A 25,590-nucleotide genomic window follows, 5' to 3' on the forward strand; every position below is an offset into this window, starting at 1 on the left:
ACACTCACATCATACAATCCCCCTAGTTTTACAATACTGCGGGGGTGTCTCGGGCATTTTGAGCATGGGACGACGCACAGAACGGTAAGTCACAATGAACACACATAAAATTAATGCACATCAGCTATCCAGCCGTAAACTCTGGCAGCTGGCAGAGACATCATCAACCGATGGACTCAGCGGTGATGAGCTATCTGAGGTTATCGCTGAACTGGCCAAGCGCTGTCACGATCTGGATAAATTGGAACAGATAGGCAAACTAGATACCAGTTCCAAGGACTGAAGCCCTGTGGTTAGGACTGCACTATGACCAAACCACCCGCTCGCCGGTCCTCCTCGCAAGAAATCGCACAGTTTCTGCAAGAAAGCCGAACCATCACCCAGTTTGTCGATAAGCAACCCCGCTTGCTCTTTGCCGTTGACGCCACCGCCAGCCGTCAGCCCACCTGGAATCGCGCTCGCCAATTGCAGCAGGAAATGTTCCAGGTCAGCGGCAAGGTCACAGCACTGGCGGTGCAGCTCTGCTATTTTCAAGGCTTCGGTGAGTTCCGCGCCAGTCGCTGGCTAACAGACAGTGCCGAGCTCGCAAGGTTAATGGGGCTGGTTCAGTGTGAGGGCGGTCGCACTCAGATCGCACGGCTGCTGAAACACGCCCAGAGCGAGCACCGTAACACGCCCATGCGTGCCTTGGTGTTCATCGGTGATGCGGTGGAGGAAAACCCCGATAATCTCTGTGACCTCGCGGGGCAATGCGGCCTCTTGAAGCTTCCGCTGTTCCTTTTTCAAGAAGGCAGCGATCGCCAGGTAGAGCAAACCCTTCGCACTATGGCTAAACTCAGCGGCGGCGCCTACGCCCGTTTCGACAGCAGCAGCGCCGATTTATTGGCAGGCTTACTGGGTGCCGTGGCTAGCTTTGCCACCGGCGGACGAACTGCACTTGAAGCACACGGCGGTGACGGTGCTAAGCTGCTGCTCAAACAGTTGCTTGATGGTGGCAACTAATACGGTGGCACTAGCCCTGGCATCCTCCAGCCGCTTGGCTGCTGCATGAGGCAACGGAGTCTGCGCCCTAACGAGGCATCTGCAAACACACAAGCCGGCCTAGTGTGGTTCTTTTATTGGCTGGCGATTGCCGAGGTGCTATGCCAGTAGTACGCCCACATTCGAAATAGGCTTTACCCTCTATAAGGACGTGAGCCAGACAGGATAATATTGCCAGAAACTGTTAACTGATCTAAGGTTGGAGACTCAATGAGCCACTCTATTACAAAGAGTACAGTACATCGCTTTGTTGCCTCGCTAGCCTTGTTTATCTCAATACTTCTATCGGCCTAGGCTTTGCGCAGCTTACTGCCCAGCATAGAGGCCGCTGAAAACCCCATGACACGGACTACTTTGGACACTCCTTCATAGATGAAGAAAGCAAATGACATTGACGTTCTACGGGTAAGATGCCTTGACCTCTAAAGAAGAAATAAAAGATAAGAACTTTTTAACCTATCTCCTTGTCGTACTGTTCATTATACCTTTGTCGGGAATGGGAACTGATATTTATGTGCCCTCTTTGCCTGCTATTAGTCATGCTTTTCATATTTCGACTACATTAGCGCAAACCAGTGTTGCCATTTACATATTGGGCTATGGAGTGGGGCAGTTAATTGTAGGCCCCATATCAGATCACTATGGCAGGAAGCCAATTGTCATCATTGGCTTCTTACTGTACATCAGCTTGATCCTTGTCTTCTTATTTTTTCCTACTGTCAGGTCTTTAATGGTGTCGCGGTTTTGTCAGGGGCTAGTTCTTGCTGCTGCAATTGTGCCGTGTAGATCAATTTTGAGTGACGTCGCAACGGGGGAGCTATACAAGAAGCTGGTAAACTACATGACAATAAGTTGGTCTTTCGGCGTGGTTTTTTCGCCGGTTATTGGAGGCTACTTACAGCATTATTTTGGATGGGAATATAATTTCTATTTTTTGCTTGCCTATAGTTCAACTGGGCTTTTTGCTTTCGTTTTTCTCTATAAAGAAACACATTTTCCACAAGCTGCGTTTAGCATTAAAGTCGCCGCTAGAAACTATTTTAGTTTATTGACAGATATACAGTTTGTTAGCAGCATTTTTCTATTAGGTTTGCTTAGTTCATTAATTATTCTATTTAATATAGTTGCTCCATTTTTAGTTCAAGTTCAACTTAATTTGAGTTCCATAGATTATGGAAATTTGGCATTTCTAATAGGCATCGCATGGCTATTTGGAAATATCGTAAGCCGTATCTTCATAGCTAAGCCCGTTAGGATCAGGATGAAATATTCAATCCTAGGCTTATTGCTGTCTGCAATTTTTATGGTGTTTATAAGTCAGACAATGCCGTTAAGTCTTCTCTCACTCGGGCTTGGAACATGGTCCATCGTCTTTTTTGGCGGATTTATTTTCCCTATTTTTGTCGGCTATAACTTGGCGCGCTATCGCAACATGGCCTCAACATCTAACGCACTTTTGTTCTCTGGTATTTGGGTGGTGTGCAGTGCAACTACATCGTTAGCTTCTAATTTCGAGGATGTTAACCAAATACCGTTATCATTTGCGCTATTGGCTAGCACTATTACCGTCGCTGTTGTTTATCGGTTGTTTTTAAGGGCAAAGGTAGCTTGATATCTTTGGCCACAATAGTGGCGCTGACTAGCGAGCCGTATAACCCCGTCAAGCCGCTAGAGAAGACCACCAATACAGAACCAAGGACGGCGCTGAACATTTGGTCGGCATGGTTTCCTGTGAGTTAGGCCCGCACACCGACCAGGCTCTCGTGTGCCAGAACGGGCGTAAGGTTTAACCCGCCTTCTTCTGCAGTGCCATGGCAAAGAGAGTTGGCACAGCCCGCTTGTTCAAACACGGTCGCCTGTATTGCGTCAAACGGGATACGGGAAGAACATGTCCCGCCATAGCCCCTTTATTTATCCTATACTTGGCGCATAGACCGTTCTGACCCTCAGCTGCATAGTATTATCGGGAATCCCTCACGTTTACTGCACAGATCAGTCTTAGAGGGGCTTACAGAGCGCCCTAGAGCGTGTATTCTAGGGTTCAATATCAATGCTGGATGACCCTGGGACGGGATTAATCAAAAGAGATTCAACGTGTACCCAAACTGTCACCAACTTACTGAAAACTTTATATAAATCAACAGATACTTAATGTTGATCCAACAGTTGAAGTCCTGAGAGAAAATGTGCCCCGATTAATATTGCTGCTAGCAATTATTGCCGTTGTCTACATCCTTCTGCGGCGAGCGCAAGCCATGCCTCCGCACAAGCGCCGTGCTGAATACATCAAGCTGGGGCTGGGAATCGCCCTAGTGACAACACTATTTCTCGCGGCAACCGGCCGCATGAACTGGATCGGCGCCGCGTTCGCCGGCCTGCTGGTCGTCGCGCGTCAGGGATTACCGCTAATTTCACGTCTGTTTCCAATGCTCGCGCATCTGCGCAATAAGGGTGCTCCTGCGGCCAGTCAAAAATCGACCGTTGAGACCGCCCTACTGCGTATGGATATGGATCACGATAGTGGCGCATTGCAGGGCGAAATTCTCCAAGGAGCCTTTAAAGGTTGGCGCCTGACAAACATGGATCGGCAACAGCTTGAGCAATTTTTCGCTTACTGTGGCAGTGAGGACGCAGACTCACTCCAATTGCTGGACAGCTATTTACAACAGCATTTTCCGGGCGAAAATTTTTCTGCAGGACAACAACAGTCGGCCCCGGGAGGTAGCAGCGCCATGGGGCGCAGCGAAGCACTGGCCATGCTGGGTCTGAATGATGATGCGACCAACGAAGATATTATCACTGCACACCGTAAACTCATCCAAAAACTGCATCCTGACCGTGGTGGCAATGACTACCTAGCAGCACAAATCAACCAGGCCAAAGACCTGCTTCTTGGATGACGCCAAAACTAGCAACATTCCTGTCAAATGCTTACACTAGCGCGCGGATTTTTTGAGGACAGACCACTGCCATGACTGACATATTTGTTGTTCGGAACCAACTCGGGCACTACTGGGGGAAATCCAAAGCGTGGGTGGACGGATCAGTTCCTCGCTTGGTGATGCGCACCCAGCATGAAGACGACGCCATTAATACGCTGTTTGAGCTCAGCTCCAAGGATGTGGAGTTGCGCGGTGAAGTCATTGCGTCAGTGCTAACCGAACGCGGCGACCCGGTTATTGAGCCTAGCCAGATACCACTGCTAGAGGATCCTGAATTAGAGGATGAGCACACAAATCCAGAGTGTCAGGATGAAACCCAGGCTTCAATAAACGCCTAAAAAGTGCCTACGGTAGCGGTATCGGTATCGGTATCGGTATCGGCTAACACTAATGCCTGGCTATTACGTTGTCATGCCGATTGCTATACAGCAATTTCACGCATTGACATCCTCCCGTTCAACTAACGCGACGCTCCACATGGACCCGCTCGTTGGCGACTTTCCGTCGCAATAGCGGAACCTACTCAATGACTGGGGCTCACGCATAGGCCTCAATGTCATCTTCGGTGCTCGAGTTACCTGGCAACCGTTCCCCGTGCGATACCAGACTATTTTTTTAACGCATACCAATGAACAGTGCAGGCAAGAGAGTGCTACGATAACACTGCTAATTAACCGCAGGATACAAAATGCAGTCCGGTGCCTATCTCTCTCTTACCGTTTACTTTATCGCCATGTTTTCTATCGGCATTTACGCTTACTCTGCGACAAAAGGAGACCTGACTGGTTTCATGCTCGGTGGGCGTAATTTAAACCCAGCGGTGACCGCATTATCAGCGGGAGCGTCAGACATGAGCGGTTGGATGTTACTCGGTTTACCCGGAGCAATGTATATTTCAGGGCTCAGTAGTGCATGGATAGCATTGGGGCTGACGCTCGGCGCCTACCTGAACTATTTACTGGTTGCGCCAAGACTGCGTGTGTTTACCGAGCTACTCGACGATGCTGTAACGATTCCAGAATACTTTGAGCGCCGATTTGATGACAGGGGTCATCTGATTAGAATATTAAGCTCTGTCGTTATCATTATTTTCTTCGCCATATATACGACCTCGGGCGTCGTCGCTGGCGGAAAATTATTCGAGTCATCATTCGGCTTAAACTACGAACTAGGACTTTTCATCACCGCTGGTGTCGTCGTAGCCTATTCTACATTTGGCGGCTTCCTCGCGGTCAGTACGACTGATTTTGTACAAGGCTGCATCATGTTTTTGGCCTTGATTTTGGTTCCCATTGTCACCCTAAACCAGATAGGCAGTGTGGCGCAGACACAGCACTATCTAATGGAACTAAGCCCTGCGATGCTGACTCTCGGCGGAGGCTCTCTATTGGGAATACTTTCTGCCGCTAGCTGGGGCTTGGGGTACTTTGGGCAGCCCCATATTATTGTTCGTTTTATGGCAATACGGTCTGTTCGAGAGATAAAAATTGCCCGACGCATTGGTATGAGCTGGATGATTATTTCTTTGACGGGAGCGATCGCCGTTGGGCTGGTCGGTGCAGCCTATATTAAATCCATCGGCGGAAATCTTAGTGACCCGGAAACCATATTTATATTCTTATCCAATACTTTATTTGATCCCCTCGTCAGTGGTTTTTTATTAGCTGCGATTCTAGCAGCAATTATGAGCACCATTTCGTCCCAACTGTTAGTCACATCCTGTTCTCTCACTGAAGACATCTACCACACATTCTTACGCAAAAAAGCCAATGACACTGAGTTAGTACTCGTCGGCCGCCTTTCTATTGTTGCAGTTGCTTTGCTAGCAATATTTTTAGCGCATAATCGAGACAGCAGTATTTTATCCTTAGTCAGCAACGCATGGGCCGGATTCGGCGCAGCATTTGGCCCCGTGGTGTTATTGAGTCTGTTCTGGGCAAGAATGACTAGGCAGGGCGCATTGGCTGGAATCGTAGTGGGCGCCAGTGCAGTCCTGTTTTGGATCTACGGTGATTTCACTATCAACAATCAAACACCCAGTGATTACATCTATGAAATAGTGCCTGGATTTTTCGCCGGGGTTATCGCTATTGTTACCGTCAGCTTGTTAACCAAGTCCGAACACGACACGACCAGTGCGTTTAGTGATATGAAGAATGAGGTGGCTCATAGGCTGAGCTAGAGAGTGCTGCCGCCGCGCGATTGATTCTCAATCAATTGAGGTTCGAGACTATTTAGGGAACGATCCACGACTGTGCGTGTCCCATGAATACCTCTTACACTGAAGTCTACGCCACGCGGATGGCTACTCGAGCCTGCCAAACGAGGAGATACAATGCGACTACTTGCTATTGTTACTCTGGCATGCCTGGCAGGGTGCAGTCACCCGCTGGAGATAGCCGGAGAAGGCGATATAGTGTCTGCCAGTGGGGAGCGCGGCTGTAGTCTGGAAGAATACAATTCTGGCGCACCCACTTGCTCGGAAAATTATATCAGCGGTGCATATGACGAGATCTACCAAGCCCTGCCGCGTCCGGGATGGGAGTTCGAAGGCTGGGGAAACTGTCAGCACGCAAATCCGCAAACACAGTATTGCGGTTTTTCAGTACCTGCAAAGACTGTGCAAGATTTTTGGGGTAATACCGTGCCGCCTCTGGTCGCATACTTCACCAAATTTTCCGCAGCTGTTCCGCCGATTACAGATCTGTATGATGCGACGACGAATTTGGAGCCCGCTCAGCAGATATCCACCGCATCCGCCTTGATTACCCGCTTTGCCGACCGGGCGCGCGACAGGCATGCGCGTGAAGATGAATTTCAGAGCTATGACCACTATCTGTCGTTCTACTGGGAGCATCGCACGGCAGCTGTCGAGATTGTTGACACCATTGGCCGAGGAGGAAATACGATCACCTTCAATGTCACCACGCAGTGGAAGCTGAGTCCTAACGAGGCAGAACTGCGCTTTTTCTATCGCGGCATCAACACTGTGGCGGAGTACCATAACAATGGGGTCATGACTCGAATTGATGACACTCATTATACTCGTAACGTTTCTTACAATAGTAAAACGAACGCGCCACTTCAGATCGGAGATCGGCTCGAGTTCGAATTGAGCCAGTTTTTAGAGGGCGTGCCCAACGGGCGCAACAACTATTATGGGACGACCTACTTATACATTGTAGGACAAGGGATCGTGCCTTGGGAGACCCGCGGCATATTCGGTGATTTTTCTACAGAACGGGAAGATTCCTTCCCAATATCTGCAACGGGTTGGCTAGGCGGTGAGACCACCCTGCCCTACGAGTATTCCAATGAGCCGGATAATCACTTCCTGCAGATGGCGACCAACCTGTCCAGCATCAACGGCCAGAATTTCGTTCTGGGGCGCAGGGTACACCACACCGACTTCGAGGATGGCGGGCACAATGAATCTCCGCAAAATCCGCCCTTCGACGCGCTGGCAGGACTGCTTGGTAATCACTATGTAAACCACTCCTGCGTCTCCTGCCACACGCGCAACGGTCGCGCGCTGCCGCCTGCGGTGGGTCAGCCACTGAAGCGTTATCTCGTCAAGGTCGGAGACGCGAACGGCAACCCCGACCCACTGATCGGCGCGGTACTCCAGCCGGAGTCCAGCATGGGTAATCCCGAGGCGGGGGTAACACTGGGGCCGTGGCAAGAAAGTAACGGTCTGCGTCGCCCCAGTTTCGTATTCTCTGGTGTGCAACCAGAGTATTTTTCAGCGCGTATTGCTCCGCAACTGGTGGGACTGGGCCTGCTTGAAGCGATTAAAGAGGACGATATCAAGGCGCTGGCGGATCCTAATGATCTGAATGGAGACGGTATTTCCGGGCGCATCAGCCGTATCAGTGATCCCGAAAGTGGGCACACCCGCCTCGGACGCTATGGGTGGAGGGCTGAACAGGCAACGGTTCGGCATCAGGTCGCATCCGCCCTGAACACCGATCTTGGCGTGATGACCTCAACGTTTTCAAATCCAGACTGCGGTCAGGCGCAGACCGATTGTGGTGCCTCTGGTACTGAGTTGCCCGACGAGCACCTGGACACGCTGACGGACTACATCTCTCTACTGGGCATGCGAGCCAGACGGGGCTTGGACGAGCCCGTCGCATTGCGCGGTGAGGCACTGTTTGATGCCGCGGGTTGTCTCAACTGTCATGTCAATACGTTTGATACCACTGCGCATCACCCTCACGCCGAACTGCGTAACCAGACCATTCACCCTTACACTGATTTACTACTGCATGATATGGGTCCGGGCCTGGCCTCGACCCTGGACGAGATCCATGCCAGCGGTCGCGAATGGCGCACCGCGCCCCTGTGGGGTATTGGTCTTACCGCGGATGTAAGTGGGGGCGAGGCCTATCTACACGATGGGCGAGCCCGTACTCTCGACGAGGCCATCCTTTGGCATGGTGGCGAGGCTGAGGTATCGAAGCAAGCTTATGTAGCACTCACTGCTGCAGAGCGGTTAGCCCTCGTTACTTTTCTCAAGACGTTGTGAGACGGTTGCCGCGCTGCGGGCGCAATGAGCCCGCTACAGGCGGACCCGCCACTGCCATCGCCATACTTTATTGCGTATACTGGCGGCTGATTCTAAATCTGGAGCTCTATGCTCGATATTCGCACACCTCTGCTACTGATATTCCTGAGTTTGCTCTGTGCTTGTTCCGGCGACAGTGAACCCATGCGCCAGCTGTCTGGACCCACCACCCCCACCGATGCCCGCGTGGCAGAGCTGTACAATCGCTCTTGCCGCAGTTGTCACGCGCAGGGCGCAGGATGGGCGCCAAGGACTGGCGACCTGCAGGCCTGGGCCCCGCGTCTGCAAAAGGGTGCTCCCGTGCTACTGGAACACACCATCGACGGCTTTAAGGGCATGCCTCCTATGGGCATGTGTTTCGATTGTAATGAAGAGGATTTCACTAAACTGATATCCTTCATGAGCGGCGGTTAGTCATGCCAAACAGGCGTCAGCTACTGAAATATTTCGCGGCCTTAAGCGCGGCCAGTTTCGGTGGAGGGATGTTAAGCCAATCTGCAGCAGCGCGAGTTATCGGGTGGAAGAACTGGTCAGGATCACAATCCTGTGTTCCCAGCGCGCGCCTCGCCCCGGCTTCACTGCCTGAACTGCAACAGCTGGTGGCGGAGAGTGTGGGTCCAATTCGGCCGGTTGGCGCTGGGCACTCTTTCTCTCCTCTGGTTCCCACCGATGGACAAATTGTGTCCCTCGCCAGGCTCAACGGACTTGTGTCCCATGATCCGGCTCAACTACGGGCGACGTTTCTTGCCGGCACTCAGATGTCAGCCATGGGCGCACCACTGCATGAAGTAGGTCAGGCATTGATCAACATGCCAGATATTGATGAGCAGGTCATTGCCGGTGCAATCGCAACGGGCACCCACGGTACCGGCGCCAACATAGGTGGATTGCCGAGCTTTGTCACCGGGCTGGAAATGGTTACTGCTACCGGCGAACTTATACAGTGTGATGCTGACAACAATCCAGAGGTGTTCCAAGCAGCCCGCTTGTCTCTCGGCGCACTGGGGATTGTCACCAAAATCCAGATGCAAAATACCCAACCCTACCGCTCACGACGCGAGTCATGGATCTTGGATTGGGAAGACACCCTTGCCCAAGCAGATCAACTTGCCAACAAGCACCGTAATTTTGAGTTCTATTACATCCCATTCTCCGAGCGTTGCTTCCTGTCCACTCACGACATCACCGAAGAGGACAAATTTTCTACCTCCGTTAGCGATGGTAATGAGTCCGTGCAGGACCTAAAAATGATTCGCGATTACCTGTCTTGGTCTGACACCCTGCGCGGCCTGCCCATCAAGGCCATTGCCGCAACAATGGATAGGGAAGTCGTTGTGGAAGCCTCGTGGCTCAACTACGCCAGTGAACGCAATGTGCGCTTTAATGAAATGGAGTATCACCTTCCCCGAGAACAGGGACTGGCGGCCTTGCGCGAAGTGCGGCAGGTATTGGAACAACACCACAAGGCGGTGTTCTTCCCGCTTGAGGTACGCTATGTGAAGGGCGATGACGTTTGGCTAAGTCCTTTTTACCAACGCGACAGCATGTCAATTGCCGTGCATCGCTTCCACTCGGAAGATTACCGACCCTTGTTCAACGCCGTCGAGCCAATCTTTAGAAAATACGGTGGCCGCCCCCACTGGGGCAAGATCAATAGCGTAAAGCGAGCTCAGTTTGCACAGATGTATCCGCGCTGGGAAGCGTTCGTTGAAGTGCGTCAGCAACTCGATCCTAGCGCTAAATTTCTCAACCCTTATCTGGCATCCCTCTTTAGCGGAGCGGCATGAGGCGTCGTCAACTACTGCTTGCTGCCGCCGTCGGTGGCGCTGGTATACTGTGGGGCTTGCGCGCCAAAAATAGCGATAATGGTGGCGTACACAGTGCCTATTTCCAGACCCTAAGTACCGCTTTGGATAAAGCAGGGTTAGCGCGACCGACGCTCATCATCGACAAGCAGAAGTTACTGGCCAACGCCAATGTCTTGCATCAACATCTGGCGGGTCGTTACGACTACCGCGTGGTCGCAAAATCGCTGCCCTCACTACCACTGTTAGAAACAGTGATGTCACATACTGATACGCAGCGTCTGATGGTTTTTCACCAACCCTTTCTCAACCTCATTGCTAAAGAATTGCCGAATGCGGATGTGCTACTGGGCAAGCCAATGCCTGTTGCCGCCGCCGCGCGCTTTTATCAGCAGCACAGAACAACACAATTTGACGCCCGCCATCAGCTGCAATGGCTAGTAGACTCACCGGCAAGACTGATCCAATACGCGGATCTCGGACGACAACGGCGTGAACTGATGCTGATTAACCTAGAGCTGGATGTCGGATTGCACCGCGGTGGCATTAAAGATGAAGAGCAACTGGCATTGGCGCTGGACATTATCGAGCGGGAACCATTTCTGCAATTCAGCGGTTTTATGGGCTACGATCCGCACGTATCAAAAAACCCCGGATTACTGGGCGGCCCGGAGGCCGCTTTTGCCTCGGTGCAGAAGACCTATCAGAACTTCGTTACCATTGCCGAAAGACAGCTGCAGCGGTCTCTGTCGGGGCTGACACTCAATGCCGCGGGCAGTCCCACCTATCAGCGCTACACCGGTGCCCAGGTGGCGACAGAGTTGTCCGCCGGTTCGGCATTGGTGAAGCCGACTGATTTTGACTTAGATACGCTGGCAGATCATGAGCCAGCCGCGTTTATCGCCACCCCTGTTTTAAAATCGCTGCCGGTGGCGGAGGTTCCGGGCATTGAAAAACTGGCATCACTGCAAAGCTGGTTTAATCCGAATAGCCGGCAGGCGTTCTTCATCTACGGCGGTCACTGGAAAGCCACACCGGTGTCACCCCCGGGCCTAAGCCTTCACCCCCTGTACGGACGATCCACCAATCAGGAAATGCTTAACGGCTCCAGCAGTGTCAAGCTGCAGCCCGACGACTGGGTCTTTATGCGACCCACTCAGAGCGAGCATGTGTTTCTGCAGTTTGGTGATATAGCCGTGTACGACGACGGCGCGATAGTAGACAGCTGGCCGGTGTTTACGCAGAGCTGACACCTTTACAGAATCATCGCGGCGGCAGCACTGCTGAAAGAATAGACTCATTCCGTCAAAAAAACAGAGCACTGCACCTTATCCGTACAGGTCTTCCCCCGCTGCCCACGTCGCATGAAACCCCACTGGCACTCGGTGTGGCATAGCAACGCTTGCAATGGGCCCCTGCGCAATATCGGTGGCGTCAAACACCAGGCAGTGCGATGTAGCGTCTTTACTGTCGGTGACAAGTGTTACAACGTAGCCGTCATCTTCAGCTGAGCGTCTGTCTGCACCCGGCTTCGGAGCAAATACGGCTTCGCTGCCGAACACGCCTTCACCGTAATCCCACTGCGTGCTCTGTCCTGTGTCGTTGTTGTATTTCACTAAACCAGTAAAACGAAGAGTATGGCCGCCTTCGTGTAGCAAAGGAATTCGTTGATGATAGGAGTACTGACTTTTTACGCCATGAAAAATGGGGTTTGATTTGTTGAATTCCGTATTAAGATCATCGATGGCACCTTCGCGGACTTCACCCGTTGCTAGATTGAACTGCCAGCGGTAGGCGTTTGCCTCAAGACGCATGTAGGCCAGCATGGATGCAAGTTCACCGTCACCAGACTGACCAGAAGGCATGGGATTGATTGAACGACAACCGTCCATCACTACCCAGTCACCCTCTTCCCAACAGTTAGTGGTGTGTAATATGTAACAAGGCTCACACTCGAACCAGCGCACATCCCTACTTTGTCCGCGACGAGGAATAATGCCGAAACGGGTGGGGATGTCTTTGTGAAATGTCAGCACCCGATACTTGTGCTTGCGCAATACTTCCATGTCATGAAAGAAGGGCAGGTCATGAAGGACCGCGTAGTGAGTAGTGAAACCCAAATCATGTGGCAGTCTGGGCCCCGGCAAATCAATAGCCACTTCGTGCACTAACCGGCCGGAGGGGTCAGCAACGCCATAGGTCATGAACGGAGCTTCATCGCCATAATCAAAGAACAGCAGCTCGCCCGTTGCCCAGTCTACTTTGGAGTGTGCCGACATACGACGCTGTGTACGGCCTTCTAGATCATAGTGCGCTTTAGTTTCAAGAGTGAGACTGTCTAAGCGATAGGGGTCGCCCGCGTTATACCACAGCGACATCAAGTCACCTGCGTACCAGAACAAATCGGTGTTGGACGTGTCTTTAATGCCAAAGCGGGAAATATCGTAATCAAACGGGCCCATGACACCTGGGGACATTGATTTTCCGACGCTCAGTTCCTGTGTAAGCGCCGCGGTCTGTACGTAGCGATTGCGATAGCTGGCGGCACCATCACTGAAATACACACCGTGAACCATGCCATCACCATCAAACGGGTGATAGCGATTCTTGGGGTGGTGCAAGGGGTTGGGGCCATTACGAAAATAGGCACCCGAGAGATCACGGGGTAAAGCGCCCGTGACGACCAAACTCTCTTCATGGAGCTCATTGACTGTGGGCGCATAAACGCCGTGCAGATAAGGATTGTCCAGCTCATAGATCCAGCTCGGAGTACCCTCTAGCTCCCTAACCGGGCCAATACTCTGCTCGGTGATCGGATATTCGCGCATTAAAGCCATAAACCGTTCTCCTGTTGCCCTCACTAAGCGCTACGCGGACTGACCTCGACCACTACCGTTAGCGGAACCTTCTGCAACGAATCAAAATTGTAGCACTATCGTGTCCTGCGTGTTCGCCTTGCTCGGCGGCTGACACTTCCCTACTATTCTAGTATTGCCCTGGGTTGCTTGGTCTTTTGATAGCCACGTATATCCAGTTGCCCCTCAGGAGACATATCATGAGTCAGCCGATATACATTTTAGGTGGCGCACAGACCGACTTTGCGCGCAATTGGGCGCGGGAAGATTTGCAGATCTACGACATGTTCGCAGAGGCCCTGCGAAGCGGCATACACAATGCCGGCATCGAGCCCTCCGAAATAGACGTGGGGCACGTAGGCAACTTCGTGGGTGATCTGTTCGCTGGGCAAGGTCTGATCGGCGGTTTTTTTGGGCAGCTTTATCCTGAGCTCGCTTCGCTGCCTACCTCACGACACGAAGCCGCCTGTGCATCAGGCTCTATTGCAATTTTATCTGCTATGCGGGATATAGAGGCGGGGCACTACAATGTGGCCTGCGTTCTCGGCCTTGAATTAATGCGCAACGTGACGGGAAAAACTGGCGCAGAATATCTGGGCGCAGCGCGCTGGATTGGGCATGAGGCCGACAACGCAGACTTTCCCTGGCCACACATGTTTGATCGTATAACAAGAGAGTACGATAAGCGCTATGGCATCAACAGTGATCACCTCAACACCATTGCGGAAATCAATTTTTGTAATGCCAAGCAAAACCCCTATGCACAAACACGCGAATGGAATTTCCCCGAAGGTTGCTTCAGCAATAACGACAAATTGAATCCCGTGATCGACGGTGCAGTACGAAAAATGGATTGCGGACAAATTACAGACGGCGCCGCTTGCATCATTCTAGCCGGTAAAAGCGCCGCCAAGGATTATGCCGCTCGCAACGGGCTGTCATTGGCCGACATTCCGCGCGTTAAGGGCTGGGGTCACCATTCAGCACCTATTCTGTTGGAAACCAAACTGCAGCTTTCGGCGGATCGGCCCCTATTATTCCCGCATGCTAAAGCCACCCTAGATGATGCACGGCAACGTGCAGGCTTTAACGCGCTGACGGATCTTGACGGCATGGAAACCCACGACTGCTTTACCGTTACCGAGTACATGGCTATCGACCACAGTGGTTTAACCGCGCCAGGCGAAAGCTGGAAAGCGATAGAAGAAGGCCGCATTGCCAAAGACGGCAGCTTCCCTATCAACGCCAGCGGCGGCCTAATTGGTCTGGGACACCCCGTGGGCGCTACCGGTGTGCGAATGGTACTAGACTGTGCCAACCAGGTGAGCGGGCAGGCGGGAGGCTGCCAAATTGCCGACGCCGAAAACATGATCACCTTTAATGTCGGCGGCAGCACAACGACCTGTGTGAGTTTTGTGGTGGGTGTAGGCTCGTAGGCATAGCATGCTGAAAGAAGCCTTTAATCGTGGCACTACGCTAAGTCGCCTGCATTGAATGCCTTCGCCTACCGATAACCACGTTTCTCTGACATAAACATCTCTATCGGTGCCGCTATTTTGCTGTATGTCCTAGCAGGCTTTTACACCTGATTGCCTGATTCATTCGTTAACCGTATTACCGCATTTAAAAACCCACGTGTTTCGAAAGTTCAATTTTTAGCACTACTAAAAATCTTCATCTCTGTGTATGCTTATCGTGGAGAAAATGAGGAGCTTACCTATGAAATATACAAAACAACTTCTAGCACTAGCCGTCGGCACATTGCTGATTGTATCCAATATAACCTGGGCGCAAGAACCCAAGTACGCAGCTAAAGTTCCTGACTCGGTTAAAACGCCGGATAAAGTCCAAACAGAATTCCTCGGCGATTTGGAATTTTTCGATGGTGCGCCAAGTCGCGCCACTGTCGAGAAGGCCTATGATTTCTTGGATTTGTCTCGCGGGACAACAACCTTCCTTAAAGGTATTCCTGCAGCTTCAGTCTATGCTCTTCTAGAAGGCCTAATACAGGCAGGTGTGCAGCCAGGGGATTTGGGTATTACAGAAGACCTTATGGATGCGCGCTCGCTATTCTTAACTCCAAACTCAACGACTGTTTACGGCTTTGCCGAAATTGATGTTAAAGATGGACCTCTTGTCGTAGAAATTCCTCCAGGGGTGCTCGGTCCCGTAGATGATGCATACTTCCGCTGGGTAACCGATGTTGGTGTGACCGGACCTGATAAAGGTGAAGGGGGAAAATATCTGTTTGTTCACTCCGATTACAAAGGCGATATCCCAGATGGCTATTTTATTGCAAAAACGCCGAGTTATCGCAATCTAATGCTGATGCGTGCTTTCGTTAAGGACGGAGATGTTGCGGGTGCGGTTAAAGGCGTAAAAGCAAAATTTCGAATCTACCCGCTTTCTGAAGAAAAAAGTCCACCAGAGCAGCGTTTTGTTAATATATCAGGTAAGCAGTTTAATACCGTGCATGCTAATAACTTTGACTTTTATGAAGAGTTGAACGCTGTTATTCAGTATGAGCCGGCCGACTCCTTCAACCCCGAAATAGTCGGACTTTTCGCCTCCATTGGCATCAAGAAGGGCCAGCCCTTTAAGCCAGATGCTCGCATGAAGACCATACTGACCGAAGCCGTGGCAGTGGGTAATACTATTGCTCGAGCTCTTTCCTATGCTCCACGCAATGAGACTGTCTATTTCTATCCCGACAGAAAATGGACTTCACCGTTTGTAGGCGGCAGTTCAGAATTTATGAATAACGGTGAACTCGTGCTCGATGACAGAATCTTTTTCCACTATGTAGCGACAGGCATTACTCCGGCCATGGCTGCTCCGAGAGTGGGATCTGGATCTGCCTATGGTTTTGCCACAAAAGATGCAAGTGGCGAATATCTTGATGGTGGAAATACGTACAAGATAACGCTGCCAGCCCCTATTCCTGCGAACAACTTTTGGTCTTTCATGGTTTACTCTGGCCAGCATCGCTCAATGCTCGAAACCGATCAAAAACTTGCAGGCCTTGATAGTAATAATCCATCAGTGCAACCAAACGCTGATGGCTCTTATACCATGTGGTTCGGACCAAAGGCACCCAAAGGTCATGAAGGCAATTGGATACAAACCATGCCGGATAAGAGTTACAGCGTGCTGCTACGCCTCTATGGGCCGCTCGAGCCATGGTTTGATAAATCCTGGAAGCCCGGTGATTTCGAACGTGTTAAATAATTGCAGCTAACCCCCAGTTCTAGCGGATGCCGCTAACGCGTCATCGCTGAACTGGGGGTTAGCATCCTCATTCGACACGATGAAAGTATGGGCCCTTAGCTGTGCTTCGTGCCCCGCCGACTACGAAATCAAAATCCAATGGGCGAGGCTTTTCTAGCACTGCACCAATGCCTGATGAGGCACCTATTATCACGGCTGTCTCTTTACCCATTCCCATCCCATCGCCCTCATTATTCACTCGCACCCTAACAGGGCCAGGGCCTGAGAAATTACATCCCTAACAACTCCATAGTCGAGCATTCATCAAGTTTTTTTCCATAGGCATTATTGATGGTTCTGTCATACCGCATACCACAGTTATCACAGCTCGCTCCCATGATGTGATACCCCACGTCATCTTCATCATCTTCCTCATACTCAAGGGGCATGTCTCCATCGCACTCCTCGCAGGTCCATGTTGCTTCACGCAGAATGTTTTCGGCTTTTGTCTTTAAGTCTTGGTCATACGACATAGGATTTGAACGCCCCTGAGATTCGTGAGTCATCGTTGTCATTGTAACATCAGATCGGCCTTTCAAGCCGGCGATATTGCACCGAGAGGCACTCCAACTCCACCTGCGCGCTAGCGATCATAGCCTTGGGCTAACCCGCTCAATAAGTGACGTCGTTAGCATCTCTTATCGAAGTGTTCGACGCTATTAAATCAGAACACTATTGTGCCACCAGGATACACACGGCACTGGCGCCCAACGGAAAGGCGGATGCCGTTAACGCGTCGTCGCTGAACTGGGGGTTGCATCCTCATTCGACAGGATTAAAGTAAGCACCCTGATCGCCGAGCAGCATTGGATTTTAGCACTATTTAGTGATCTCAACTTAGCAGACGACGTGCAGACTGCTCTTTGAGAACCAATCAGGTTTACCCAGTATGAAGGCAGAGAGTCCTGCTTCAGCCATGTGCTGCTCTAAGGGCTTGCCTGCAGGTAAGGGAAAAGCACGTAGTTCAGTTATACGCTTTTCTATCGTCTTAACGGAGACAGACAAGGCCTCTGCCATACCTTTTCGGGTCCAACCCATCAACATGAAGCGGAGTACCTGCATATCTCTAGCAGAGATGTATACATCATATCTTGGTACGTACAGTCTGTGATTTTTGAAATCCAGATGCTGGTACCAAAGAGGATGGAGGACAGATGCAGAGACAAATCTCGTATTACCGATTAGGGTGTCTCTTTCGGTGCGGGCCACCACAGAAGACGTAAACACTAAGCCGTGGTCTTCAGTCTTTACCCACGACTGTATGAGTCTAGGGGTTTTTCCTTTGAAAAGAAGCTGCTCTTCCTTATGAATTTCATCGGCTATATCAACCAGGATGGGCAGATCGTCATTGGTTAATTTCATCGACGGATGGAAAGGTTCAGTGAGGCCTGAAAGAGCAGCCGCCATTTCACTGAGTTTTAAATAGACGTTGTCGCTGTCTTTTTCGTAACTGGACGTTGCTACTAGATCTGCACTCTGCATAAATACTTCCCTAGTATGATATTTTATACTCTTAAAAGATAAGTTACCAGAATCTACCAACACTTACCAGACTAGAAAAAATAGGCAGCCAAAAGGGCACCGAAGCCACGTCTCCCGCGTGACCGTGTCGTTTAATCGACCGGCAAAGCACCTCGATACAGATGAATCTCTCTGTATCAGCGTCATCATGCGTCGCATATGGAAGTTATAAAATGGATGTGCCGATCAGATTATCTAGCCCGGCTTGATCGATGAGGCCTGCGAAAAAGTCCCCAAACCCCTGAGTCACTCGACTGCAACGGGCTTCACTAAATACTCGCTCATGGGAATGACATTGATCTTTTGAAAATCGATGAATCGTGCGCAGCTTTCAATCATCGCGTTCATATGTTTTTGCAGCAGAGCCTCATCGCCACCAGTTGCATAGAACGCATGGTCTGATGCCATCGCCTCCGGCGGAAAATTCTCCTCCACTACGGCAAAACACACAGGCGTGTCCTCGCTCAATCGACGCACCACCAGGTTCTGCCGGTAACCGAAGGTTGACTGAGTGTCTATTGCCACCTGAGTATGGCTGTCCTTCCAGATCGACAGCCACTCGTCCCGATCCATATCATCAGGAGGAGACATAAACACCACCTGACACACACCGTAAAGCCGCTCTCCCGGCATTGAAGGGTGCGTTTGCTGACTCACCAAAGGCTCAGCCTCGGCAACCAGATAAACCGTCTTAGTCCTAACGTGGGCATCGATTAAAGGCTCCCAATGTCCTGCCGCGCCGGCGAAATCCACCCACAGGGACAACATAGCATCCGGCACCGGCGCATGACTTTCAATAGACCGGCCGGCTGCCGCAGACACCGCGCTGTCCACCACGCAAATGCGCAGGCCATGAACGCCTTCAACCCGTGTCAGTTGCGGCGCAAGCTGCAGCAGCAGCTCGTCGCGAAACTCATCACCGCTGAGGGACGGGACTTTCCAAAGGGGATACAGTAGTTTTTCCACGATGCTCTCCTAACGCGCTGGCTAAATACCCACTGGCGGTGTGATAGTCGCCGCATTGTCTATCAACATCTCTGCACCGTTGATAAAACGGGACTCCTCGGAAGCCAGAAATAGAACCAGATTAGCAATATCCTCGGGGTCGCACATGTTGCCAAATGCACTGAGCGCGTCAATATCGGCCTGCGTCGCCGTCTCCTTTCCTGTAGCGACCTTGACCACCATAGGAGTCTTTACGCCATCGGGGTGTATCGAGTTACAGCGAATACCGTTTTTCTGTTCTTTACAATACATGGCGATGTTCTTGGTCAGCGCACGCACCGCGCCTTTGCTGGCAGTATAAGCCGCAACAAACGACTGGCCATGAATAGCTGCGACCGAAGACATATTGATAATGGAGCCGCCCCCGGAGGCCGTCATGGCCGGAATCGCATGTTTACAGCCCAGGAATACGCCGTCACTATTCACCGAATTGATTAGGCGCCAAGATTCCAGCGTGGTGTCGACAATACTACCAAGGGCAATAATACCGGCGTTATTGACCAAAATATCGAGCCGGCCAAACGACTCGAGCGTCGCAGCAATGACCTGCTTCCAGTTTTCCTCGTCGGAAACGTCGAGCCGCATGAAAATAGCGTCCTTACCAATCTCTTTTACAACTGCCTGACCGGCAGACTCATTCAGGTCCGCCAGCACGACAGTGGCGCCCTGTGCAGCAAGCAATATTGCATCAGCCTGTCCCATGCCACTGGCTGCTCCGGTTACAATGGCGACCTTGCCCGCTACTCTACCCATAGTTCTTCTCTCGATGTATGACAGTGAATTTCACGGCGACCTGCTCCGCCGCGATCAAGATCCAGTTAATCAGATGCCTCGTGACACCTCAAACCCCCGACGCCTAAACTCGTCACAGGGCTACCCAATTGAACCGTTAGAACAAGCCTTCAAGCCTAGTTGATGACGTTGCAACCACACGCTTGCGACAGCCTCTTGCGCTGACAACCTCGCCTCCACTCTAGCCATATTGGTGCCATTGCACTCTACCGGTCAATTTTATGGCAATCTCTGACCCAGTGGTGCTGACTGTGCATACGGCAATCAGATGCTTTGTCGCAGTAACTCAGATCCTCCATCTCTGAAACCACCGCAGACGGTCTAACCGCGCGCACATGAGGCCTCGCCAGCACGGGTCGCCACGGTGTATTCTTAGCTTCTATTTCACGCATATCGATGAGGGAGACACAATGAACCCACAACACAACATGCCACGCCTGATTAACTGGCTCGGTTACTTCGCTATCGGCTTGTTACTGATACTGCCACTGTCCGTACTAACCATCCGCACCGGCCAATGGCAGCTGGGATTACCCCTGTATGCGATCGCTTGCTTTGGCAGTACGCTGCTGCTAATTCTGGCGATCGTCCTACTACTGCGGAGTCGTTTCACACCTTGGCGCAAAGACATCCTGCTGCGCGCGCTGTTTGCTCTGCCCGGCGCGGTCTTGCTGCTAGCACTGACCAGTGGGGGGAATCACCCCATGATTCATGATATTTCCACCGATACGGCAGACCCACCAACGTTCACAGTGGCGCTACAAGAGCGCGGGGCAGAGTCCAACACTCTCGAGATCAATCAGGACGTGATGCGACAGCAAGAAGAAGCCTATCCGGACCTGAAGACCCTGGTAAGCCCGCTATCCACCGACGAGGCCTACAACCGCGCGCTGCAAGTGGCGACTAATTTGGGGTGGGACATTTACCACCAAGATAGCAACACCGGCGTGATCGAGGCAGTGGACACCACCAGCATCATGGGCTTCAAAGACGATATCGTTATACGGGTGCGCAGCAGTGCTCAGGGGACGCTACTTGATCTGCGTTCGGTATCTCGGGTAGGTGAAGGCGATCTGGGGGCCAATGCAAAACGGATCCGTGCCTTCCGCGACGCATTCCAGCAGCAGGAATAAAGCCTGCAGAAGCAGAACGTTTTTACGATAGAGTACCGCCGTCGACCCGGATATCCTCGCCGGTGATGTGCACGCCATCATCGGACACCAGCATGGCGATGACCCCGGCCACCACTTCGGGCGACTTGGCGCCGGTCAGCGACATGATGCGAGGCATGAGTTCAAAATCCATGGCCTTGGGAAATGCGAGCTTATCCGTCATACCCGTGTTGATATCCCCGGGGCAAATACAGTTGGCGCGCACACCACGCTTGGCATACTCAACGGCAATACTGCGCGTCATGGCCAGCACTCCACCCTTACTCGCCGAATAGGCCAGACCGCAGGGAAGTCCAGACAGGGCTGCTGTCGAGGCTGCATTGACAATACTGCCCTTAGTTTCCACTAGGTGTGGTAACGCTGCGCGGCATAAAAACATGGTGCCCGTAAGATTGATATCGATGACTTTTTGCCAGTCGTCAGTTTGCAACTCCTCGGTATCGTCAAAACGTAGAATTCCCGCCATATTGACGACACCATAAAGGCTCCCATAGCCCTCAATACAAGCTCCAACGGCTTCCTGCACACTCGCTTCGTTACCCACATCACAGACCCAAGGAGTGGCCACCCCACCTTCTGCGGTAATTTCAGCGGCCGCAGATTCCACTGCTTCCCGGTTAAGATCTACGCAAAAAATCGAACCGCCCTCAGCAGCTAAACGCAATGCACTGGCCTTACCAATACCACTGCCAGCGCCAGTCACCAGAACCACTTTCCCCATAAACCTTTGCATAACTTTCTCCCAGAGTCCGCACTGCACAATGCCCTCTGTTGCCCGTTCGGTCAAACTCGGCAGTACGAGGCAATGAACCGGCACGCTATGTTTAAAATAGGCACCTTATATGCTTTATTTAGTCACTTGGGACTGACTTTTTAAGCCATTGCCTTGTACTGCGTGTGCTGTACCTTTATCTGCACTGGATGCACCCGTATCATACTGCAAACTCAAAACCATGGCGCTAGACAAGGGTCATGGAAGGCAGCAGTAACAGCAGCTATTAGGAGAGAGATTTTGGAAGACCTAGATCAGTTTGGTTTAGACGTGCGCGATTGGCTGGAGGCTAACTGTCCCACCTCACAGCGCCAACCAATGGGACCTGAAGATCAGTATTGGGGTGGCCGACGGGGGACGTTCCCCAGTGAGGATGCCAAAGTATGGTTCGAACGGATGCGGGATAAAGGCTGGACCGTGCCTGAATGGCCCACGCAATACGGCGGCGGCGGACTCACTCCGCAGCAGTCTAAGGTGCTCAAGAGCGAGATGAAGCGTATTCAGGCCCGCACCCCTCTGTACGGCCTCGGCATCTGGATGCTGGGCCCGGCAGTGCTTGAATATGGAACAGAGAAACAAAAGCAGCAGCATATTCACGCCATCTTAAATGGGGAGACGCGCTGGGCCCAAGGTTACTCCGAACCCGGCGCTGGGTCTGACCTGGCCAGCCTGCAGTGTAAAGCTGAAGATATGGGCGATCATTTTCTGGTTAATGGGACCAAAATCTGGACCACCGCAGGCGACAAATGTGATTGGATATTTTGCCTGGTACGTACTGACCCTAATGTCAAAAAACAGGAAGGTATCAGCTTCCTTCTTATCGATATGGACGACCCGGGCGTTACCACGACTCCGATCGCACTGATCAGCGGAGAATCCGAATTCTGCCAGACTTTTTTCGACAATGTAAAAGTACCTAAAGAAAATTTAATTGGGGAATTAAACAAGGGATGGTCTGTTGCCAAGGCTCTGTTAGTGCATGAGCGCAAGCTGATGGCGGAAATCGGCAGCGACAGCCCCCGCCATATTTTGCAACCCAACGTGGCGGCCCGCGAATACCTGGAATTTGAAAATGGCAAAATCACCGATGCCCGACTGCGCGACGACCTAGTAGAGTACGATATGCTAATGCAAGCAGTCGCGCTCACTCACTTTCGTACCTTCGAAGAGAAATCAAACGGTGTGCGCAGCGCAGCACCAATGGTCATGAAGTACGTGGGCACGGAGGCAGAAAAAACTAAGAGTGAGTTGTTGCTGGCCATCATGGGCAGTCGCGGAATGGGCTGGGAAGGTGACGGCTTTACGCCCCAGGAAATCGATACGACACGCCTATGGGCCACGTCCAAGGTGATGACCATCGCGGGTGGCAGTTCCGAAATACAGCTTAACTTGATTGCCCAAAAAGTCCTCGAACTACCACAGCGCTAGGAGCAAACGATAATGGCACTGGTACTCAATGAAGAACAACGCTTGCTACAAGATACGGCAAAGGATTTCCTGTCCAAGTATGCCCCGATAGCGTCTCTACGCAAGCTGCGCGACGAACATAATCCCATCGGATATGACCCTGATCTATGGCTGCAGATGACCGAAATGGGCTGGGCGAGCGTCATACTGCCGGAAGCCTATGGCGGTCTCGAATTTGGTTTTCTGGGACTAGGTGTAGTACTGGAAGAATCAGGGCGCACGCTAACCGCATCGCCCTTGTTTGCCTCCGCTGTGGTCGGTGCGTCTGCTGTGCTGCTAGCGGGTAGCGAGCAACAGAAGCAAATGTTATTGCCGCAAATCGCTAGCGGAGATCTTACTCTGGCACTGGCACTGGAGGAATCCCATCACCACAGGCCCACGCATATTGCTACCACCGCTAACATGCAGGGCGACGATTTTGTTCTCAACGGCAATAAATGTTTCGTGCTCGATGGCCACAGCGCTGACAAGCTGATTGTGGTAGCCCGCTCTAGCGGCACAGAGTCTGACAGCGTCGGGTTAACCCTGTTACTGGTGGACCGCAATGCAAAAGGAATAAACTGCAACCGGATCATCATGGCGGACAGTCGTAACGCCGCTAACATTACATTTGAGAATGTCATAGTGCCTGCTGGAGACATTCTCGGCGCAGTCGATAAGGGCTGGTCGATTCTCGAGCCCGTACTGGATCGAGGACGAGTGGCCATCGCTGCAGAAATGATGGGTTGTGCGCTGGAAACCTTCGAACGCACCGTTGCCTATCTAAAAGAACGGGAGCAATTTGGTGTGAAAATCGGATCCTTCCAGGCATTGCAACATCGGGCTGCGCATATGCAATCAGAGTTAGAGCTGTGTCGATCAGTATTGCTGCAGGCGCTGTCCACGGTGGATGACGCACCGGAACAGCTGCCTTTGTTGGCCAGTCTAGCCAAGGCCCGATTGAATGTTCTGGTAAAGCTTGTCACTAATGAGGCGGTACAGATGCACGGTGGCATCGGTGTTACCGATGACCTGGAAATCGGTTTCTTTCTCAAGCGGGCTCGGGTTGCTATGCAAATTTTTGGAGATACCGGGTTTCACAAGGATCGCTATGCCACATTGTGTGGCTACTAACAACGAGGATATCAGTATGGAAGCCAACACAATGATAGCCATGGTTCACAAGTACGTGGAAGCATTCGAAAAACAGGATATGGACATTATCAGAGAAATTTACTCCCAGGATGCCTTGGTTGAGGATCCGGTCGGCACTGACGTGCACATAGGGATCGATGCCGTATGCGCTTTCTATGAAGGTGCTTTACAGTCCGGCGCCAAACTAGCGCTGAGCGGTGAGCCGCGCTGCAGTGGTAACGCAGTTGCGTTTCCTTTTCAGGTTCAGATGCCAGGGATCGCCATTGATATTATCGATGTGTTCGAGTTTAACGCTGAGGGCAAAGTCAACAGTATGAAGGCATATTGGAGCGACGGGAATATGAAGTCAGTGTGATTCTGACGGTGGTCGCATGATTCTCGGTACAGCTGCTATTGAGTTTAGCTACCGAGACCATCATTATCGAATGTCGCCGCGTAGCGCTCGATCCATTCTAGTGCAGCCTCGTCAGGGCTGAGTAGTCGGCCACACTCTCTAAGCATGGCCCGACGGTATTCTTTGATCTGCAGACACTGATTTTCCATGCGCAACCGGAACGCGTCCTGACCCATCAACATATCATTTCTACTGTGCACAAACCCGTTAGACACGCTGCTCTCCACTCGCTACCTACAGGGAGTAGTAATACCACCCCAAAGCAGAAAAAGCAGTGGCCCTAAAGGTAGGTTGTGAAGCAATACACAGAATTAGCTTGGTTCCATCGTGGTTTGTGCAATATTACCGCGCTATCGAGTTTTGTCTTCAGCCATTAGAGCGCCTTGATAGAGAGGCTCTGGATTATGGGTTGCGCGCCGAGACTGAATACAGCATCGCTATATTTTGGGGGCCCAAATTTCGCCACGGCATTATTGGACAGGGCAATCGGTTCTTTGGGCATACCGATAAAATTTGTTTTCAACTCGCCATCACCATCCTGATCATAAAATACAGACAGCGCATAATCACCGAGCGGCAATAGCAGCTCCGTCCGCACCAGGTCTCCGTCAAGGGCATCAGCGATGTCCACTTTTTGATTGAGCACCATGTCATCACTCAACCAGGTTGAATCAGAATCATAGACTGCAATATACACATTACCAGACGCATCTTTGAGGCCCGAGATTTCGACCATCAAAATACCCGTGAGCTCTTCCGCCTGCGCGGACTGGAAACTCAGTACCAACACTAAAAATTGCAGCACACAGGCTGCTCGCATCAACCGAGTCATCATAGTAACTTCTCCCTATCAACC

The 25,590-nt window shown here is 51.6% G+C and carries 24 protein-coding genes; 16 read left to right on the plus strand and 8 right to left on the minus strand.

The genetic code is table 11. The features are described from left to right. Positions 1-94: 94 nt before the first annotated feature. From ABXT62_RS11755 to ABXT62_RS11800, 10 genes are all read left to right on the plus strand, one after another. On the plus strand, positions 95-283 hold the full coding sequence (locus ABXT62_RS11755) for a hypothetical protein (RefSeq protein WP_415355477.1): 189 nt from the start codon (positions 95-97) through the stop codon (positions 281-283). 23 nt (positions 284-306) lie between these two features. After that, a complete protein-coding gene (locus ABXT62_RS11760; protein ID WP_415355478.1) occupies positions 307-1,002 on the plus strand; it encodes a VWA domain-containing protein in 696 nt (231 codons plus the stop codon). A 454-nt stretch (positions 1,003-1,456) separates the two neighbouring features. Continuing rightward, positions 1,457-2,653 carry an MFS transporter gene (locus ABXT62_RS11765; RefSeq protein WP_415355479.1) on the plus strand — a complete coding sequence of 399 codons (1,197 nt, stop codon included), beginning with the start codon at positions 1,457-1,459 and terminating at the stop codon, positions 2,651-2,653. Positions 2,654-3,227: 574 nt separating this feature from the next. Next, positions 3,228-3,941 (plus strand): molecular chaperone DnaJ, encoded by a 714-nt coding sequence (locus ABXT62_RS11770; protein ID WP_415355480.1) that lies wholly within the window; start codon positions 3,228-3,230, stop codon positions 3,939-3,941. A gap of 71 nt (positions 3,942-4,012) precedes the next feature. Beyond that, entirely contained in the window at positions 4,013-4,321 is a 309-nt protein-coding gene (locus tag ABXT62_RS11775; protein WP_415355481.1) for a hypothetical protein, read from the plus strand. Between the two features lie 350 nt (positions 4,322-4,671). Then, positions 4,672-6,165, plus strand: coding sequence for a sodium/proline symporter PutP (gene putP, locus ABXT62_RS11780; RefSeq protein WP_415355482.1), 1,494 nt, complete (start codon positions 4,672-4,674; stop codon positions 6,163-6,165). 153 nt (positions 6,166-6,318) lie between these two features. Next, complete coding sequence (locus ABXT62_RS11785; protein ID WP_415355483.1) at positions 6,319-8,511, plus strand: di-heme oxidoredictase family protein; 2,193 nt, start codon at positions 6,319-6,321, stop codon at positions 8,509-8,511. Between the two features lie 108 nt (positions 8,512-8,619). Further along, entirely contained in the window at positions 8,620-8,964 is a 345-nt protein-coding gene (locus tag ABXT62_RS11790; RefSeq protein ID WP_415355484.1) for a c-type cytochrome, read from the plus strand. 2 nt (positions 8,965-8,966) lie between these two features. After that, a complete protein-coding gene (locus ABXT62_RS11795; RefSeq protein ID WP_415355485.1) occupies positions 8,967-10,337 on the plus strand; it encodes a D-arabinono-1,4-lactone oxidase in 1,371 nt (456 codons plus the stop codon). Next, a complete protein-coding gene (locus tag ABXT62_RS11800) occupies positions 10,334-11,605 on the plus strand; it encodes a DSD1 family PLP-dependent enzyme (RefSeq protein WP_415355486.1) in 1,272 nt (423 codons plus the stop codon). Before ABXT62_RS11795 ends, ABXT62_RS11800 begins: the two co-directional genes overlap by 4 nt. Before the next feature lie 78 nt (positions 11,606-11,683). Here the strand turns inward: ABXT62_RS11800 and ABXT62_RS11805 are convergent, their stop codons facing one another. Beyond that, positions 11,684-13,192 carry a carotenoid oxygenase family protein gene (locus ABXT62_RS11805; RefSeq protein WP_415355487.1) on the minus strand — a complete coding sequence of 503 codons (1,509 nt, stop codon included), beginning with the start codon at positions 13,190-13,192 and terminating at the stop codon, positions 11,684-11,686. A 218-nt stretch (positions 13,193-13,410) separates the two neighbouring features. On the opposite strand from ABXT62_RS11805, the gene ABXT62_RS11810 reads away from it, so the two are divergent. Next, positions 13,411-14,646, plus strand: coding sequence for an acetyl-CoA acetyltransferase (locus ABXT62_RS11810; protein WP_415355488.1), 1,236 nt, complete (start codon positions 13,411-13,413; stop codon positions 14,644-14,646). Between the two features lie 283 nt (positions 14,647-14,929). Continuing rightward, positions 14,930-16,438 carry a DUF1254 domain-containing protein gene (locus ABXT62_RS11815; RefSeq protein WP_415355489.1) on the plus strand — a complete coding sequence of 503 codons (1,509 nt, stop codon included), beginning with the start codon at positions 14,930-14,932 and terminating at the stop codon, positions 16,436-16,438. Positions 16,439-16,707: 269 nt separating this feature from the next. On the opposite strand, the gene ABXT62_RS11820 is transcribed toward ABXT62_RS11815, so the two are convergent. The 4 genes from ABXT62_RS11820 to ABXT62_RS11835 all read right to left on the minus strand — a co-directional run bounded on the left by ABXT62_RS11820 (position 16,708) and on the right by ABXT62_RS11835 (position 19,756). Beyond that, positions 16,708-16,950, minus strand: coding sequence for a hypothetical protein (locus ABXT62_RS11820; protein ID WP_415355490.1), 243 nt, complete (start codon positions 16,948-16,950; stop codon positions 16,708-16,710). Between the two features lie 364 nt (positions 16,951-17,314). Continuing rightward, positions 17,315-17,959 (minus strand): hypothetical protein, encoded by a 645-nt coding sequence (locus ABXT62_RS11825; protein WP_415355491.1) that lies wholly within the window; start codon positions 17,957-17,959, stop codon positions 17,315-17,317. Positions 17,960-18,244: 285 nt separating this feature from the next. Beyond that, complete coding sequence (locus tag ABXT62_RS11830; RefSeq protein ID WP_415355492.1) at positions 18,245-18,964, minus strand: hypothetical protein; 720 nt, start codon at positions 18,962-18,964, stop codon at positions 18,245-18,247. 21 nt (positions 18,965-18,985) lie between these two features. Beyond that, a complete protein-coding gene (locus ABXT62_RS11835; RefSeq protein WP_415355493.1) occupies positions 18,986-19,756 on the minus strand; it encodes a glucose 1-dehydrogenase in 771 nt (256 codons plus the stop codon). A 449-nt stretch (positions 19,757-20,205) separates the two neighbouring features. On the opposite strand from ABXT62_RS11835, the gene ABXT62_RS11840 reads away from it, so the two are divergent. After that, positions 20,206-20,928, plus strand: coding sequence for a DUF1499 domain-containing protein (locus tag ABXT62_RS11840; RefSeq protein ID WP_415355494.1), 723 nt, complete (start codon positions 20,206-20,208; stop codon positions 20,926-20,928). A gap of 22 nt (positions 20,929-20,950) precedes the next feature. Here the strand turns inward: ABXT62_RS11840 and ABXT62_RS11845 are convergent, their stop codons facing one another. Next, a complete protein-coding gene (locus ABXT62_RS11845) occupies positions 20,951-21,700 on the minus strand; it encodes an SDR family NAD(P)-dependent oxidoreductase (RefSeq protein ID WP_415355495.1) in 750 nt (249 codons plus the stop codon). A 279-nt stretch (positions 21,701-21,979) separates the two neighbouring features. Between ABXT62_RS11845 and ABXT62_RS11850 the strand changes: the two genes are divergently transcribed. The 3 genes from ABXT62_RS11850 to ABXT62_RS11860 are packed head-to-tail and all read left to right on the plus strand — an operon-like array spanning position 21,980 to position 24,695. Further along, positions 21,980-23,167, plus strand: a complete 1,188-nt coding sequence (locus tag ABXT62_RS11850; protein WP_415355496.1) for an acyl-CoA dehydrogenase family protein — start codon at positions 21,980-21,982, stop codon at positions 23,165-23,167. 12 nt (positions 23,168-23,179) lie between these two features. Continuing rightward, positions 23,180-24,319, plus strand: coding sequence for an acyl-CoA dehydrogenase family protein (locus ABXT62_RS11855; protein ID WP_415355497.1), 1,140 nt, complete (start codon positions 23,180-23,182; stop codon positions 24,317-24,319). Positions 24,320-24,335: 16 nt separating this feature from the next. After that, positions 24,336-24,695 carry a nuclear transport factor 2 family protein gene (locus tag ABXT62_RS11860; protein ID WP_415355498.1) on the plus strand — a complete coding sequence of 120 codons (360 nt, stop codon included), beginning with the start codon at positions 24,336-24,338 and terminating at the stop codon, positions 24,693-24,695. A gap of 44 nt (positions 24,696-24,739) precedes the next feature. On the opposite strand, the gene ABXT62_RS11865 is transcribed toward ABXT62_RS11860, so the two are convergent. Next, positions 24,740-24,949, minus strand: a complete 210-nt coding sequence (locus tag ABXT62_RS11865; protein WP_415355499.1) for a hypothetical protein — start codon at positions 24,947-24,949, stop codon at positions 24,740-24,742. A 158-nt stretch (positions 24,950-25,107) separates the two neighbouring features. Then, positions 25,108-25,569 carry a DUF2141 domain-containing protein gene (locus tag ABXT62_RS11870; RefSeq protein ID WP_415355500.1) on the minus strand — a complete coding sequence of 154 codons (462 nt, stop codon included), beginning with the start codon at positions 25,567-25,569 and terminating at the stop codon, positions 25,108-25,110. Positions 25,570-25,590: the final 21 nt, after the last annotated feature.

This window comes from Halioglobus sp. Uisw_031, assembly GCF_047729875.1.
Classification (GTDB): Bacteria; Pseudomonadota; Gammaproteobacteria; order Pseudomonadales; family Halieaceae; genus Marimicrobium.